Origin of the sequence: Desulfotomaculum sp. OF05-3 (assembly GCF_003435535.1) — a bacterium.
Taxonomy (GTDB): Bacteria; Bacillota; Clostridia; order Lachnospirales; family Lachnospiraceae; genus Pilosibacter; species Pilosibacter fragilis.
The window spans coordinates 1-2,588 of the sequence record NZ_QWGO01000075.1 but is presented as its reverse complement, the minus strand read 5'-3'; the positions used below and the strand labels follow the sequence as shown (position 1 = coordinate 2,588).

The 2,588-nt window shown below is 46.3% G+C and carries 2 protein-coding genes; both read left to right on the top strand.

Translation table 11 applies throughout. From position 1 onward, the window contains the following. Positions 1 to 154: 154 nt before the first annotated feature. Complete coding sequence (gene istA / locus DXA87_RS17595) at positions 155 to 1,705, top strand: IS21 family transposase (RefSeq protein ID WP_117505583.1); 1,551 nt, start codon at positions 155 to 157, stop codon at positions 1,703 to 1,705. Continuing rightward, positions 1,702 to 2,478: an ATP-binding protein gene (locus tag DXA87_RS17590; protein WP_015552542.1), complete on the top strand. Its 777-nt coding sequence runs from the start codon at positions 1,702 to 1,704 to the stop codon at positions 2,476 to 2,478. The genes istA and DXA87_RS17590 overlap by 4 nt, the downstream gene beginning before the upstream one ends. Positions 2,479 to 2,588: the final 110 nt, after the last annotated feature.

Here is a 2,588-nt window from a genome sequence, read left to right as displayed (position 1 = left end):
TGAATATTACGGGTACTTTTACACCACTTGTCCGGATTGAGGAAACCATTGTTCCGGATTGATGGAAACCGCTCTTCCGGTCATTAGGGAACCACTCTTATAATGGATGTAAGCATCGAATTTGATGCTAATTCATTATGAGGGAGGTCTTCATATGACCAAATATCGTGAAATCCTAAGGCTGACAGCCTTGGGTCTGTCTCTTCGTGACATTGAGAAAAGCCTCAAGGTTTCAAGAAAGACAGTTGTAAAGGTCCAGAAACGTGCAGATGAATTATCTCTGAGCTGGCCACTGGACGAATCACTCACTGATGCTGAGTTGGAGCAGCGGATGTTTCCAAAAGATTTGTCTCCGAAATCCACCAAGCGGATGCCTGACTTCGACTACATCCGTAAGGAATTGCTCAAAAATGGTGTCAACAAGAAGCTCCTTTGGACAGAATACCTCGAAGAATGCAGTCAGAATGGTGATGATGCTTTGATGTATTCCCAGTTCTGTTATTACATTCAGCAGAACGAGCAAAAAAGCCGTGCTACCATGCACATCCCGCGGAAAGCAGGCCAGCAGATCGAGGTTGACTGGGCTGGTGATCCGGCAAAGATTATTGATCCGGATACCGGTGAAATTACCGAAGCATGGATCTTTGTTGGTGTTATGACCTACAGCCAGTATGCTTTTGTCGAAGCGTTCATCAATGAACAACAAAAGTCATGGATTACCGCTCATATCCATATGTACGAGTTCTTTGGCGGCGTTACGCCGATTCTGGTATCAGACAATGCTCCTACAGCAACGAACCGTAAACAGAGTGACAAATATGAGTCTGTCCTGATTAAGTCCTATGAGGAACTGGCACAGCATTACAACACTGCTATCATTCCGGCCCGGGTACGTGCCCCGAAGGATAAGCCAAGTGTAGAAGGAAATGTTGGCCATGTCTCTACATGGATCACAGCTGCGCTTCGTAATGAACAGTTTTTCTCTCTGGAAGAATTGAACCAGGAAATCAGGAAAAAGCTCAAAAAGTACAACGCGGCTTCTTTTCAAAAGAAAGAAGGCAGCCGACAGAAGCTGTTTCTCGAAGATGAGAAGCCATTGCTCATGCCCCTGCCTGCCACCCGCTTTGAATTAGCTGAACATCGTACCGCCACAGTACAGTTCAACTATCACATCGCCGTAGACAAAATGTACTACTCGGTGCCTTATCAGTATATCAAAGATAAGGTCGATGTGCGAGTGACAGATACCACCATTGAAATTTTTAAGGATTTCAGGAGAATTGCTTCCCACAAACGCCTGTACGGGCGTCCTGGGCAGTATTCCACAGTACTCGAACATATGCCACCAGATCACCAGAAATATCTGGAGTGGAACGGTGACCGTTTCCGCAAATGGGCAGAAACAATTGGAATCAATACCTATAAAGTTGTAAACAGTATCCTTACCTCAGGCAGAGTGGAGCAGCAGTCTTACAGGGCCTGTATGGGCCTTTTGAAGCTTGCTGAGAGGAAGTCTTCACAGCAGCTTGAAAACGCCTGTGCAAAGGCTCTGCAGTACTCGAATTCACCCAGCTATAAAAGTATCAAGAACATCCTTGCTGCGGATCGTGGAGCTAAATCTGAGGCACCTCAGAAGCAGACAAACGAGAGTTCCCAGTCCGGCATCACCCGTGGTGCCCGTTATTACGGAGGTAAGAGATCATGACAAATCAGAGTACAATTGACAAGCTTATTGAAATGCACATGACATCGATGGCCGATGCATTCCGTAACCAGATGCAGGATATCTCCATGAAGGAGATCCCTTTCGATGATCGGTTTGGGATGATCGTTGATATCGAATATACATCCCGTAAAAACAGCCGTTTGAAAAGACTGATTAAGAATGCAGAGTTCGAGCAGCCAGACGCAACGATTGCGGCAGTTGATTACGGTCATAACCGCAAAGTAAACCGCCACCTGATCGAACGGCTGGCAACTTGTGAGTACATCACAGAATACCGTAACATCTTCATTACCGGCGCAACAGGCAGTGGAAAAACATATCTGGCCTGTGCGTTTGGAATGGAGGCATGTAAGCGTTATTACAGCGTTAAGTACGTCCGTGTGCCAGATCTGCTCCTGGACTTACAAGAGGCCAGAGATGAAGGCCGCTTTAAAGATGCATTGAAAAAATACACCAATCCCACGCTTCTAATCCTGGATGAGTGGCTGCTCATGAGAGTTACTGAAAAAGACTCAGCCAATCTGCTTGAGCTTATTCATAAGCGTCGCAAGCACTCATCCACGATCTTCTGTTCCCAGTATCTTGAGGAAGACTGGTACCAAAAGCTTGGTGGTAAGGACAACCCTCTCACAGATGCCATCATGGATCGAATCTCATTCGATTCATACAAGATTCCGATTATGAGTCTTGACCCAGAAAAGGATATTTCCATGAGGGAGGTTTATGGACTGGATCCATCTCAGGCACAATAACATACAGGCGGCTTCGCCGCACATAGCAATAACCTAAAGCGGTTTCCGCCTATCCGGACAGGTGGTTTCCATTTTTCCGGACAGACGGCTTCGCCGCAACGGAATATTCA

Bases quoted from the DNA above. Each gene is read 5' to 3' on its own strand.
- istA (WP_117505583.1), top strand. From the start codon at position 155: ATGACCAAATATCGTGAAATCCTAAGGCTGACAGCCTTGGGTCTGTCT.
- DXA87_RS17590 (WP_015552542.1), top strand. From the start codon at position 1,702: ATGACAAATCAGAGTACAATTGACAAGCTTATTGAAATGCACATGACA.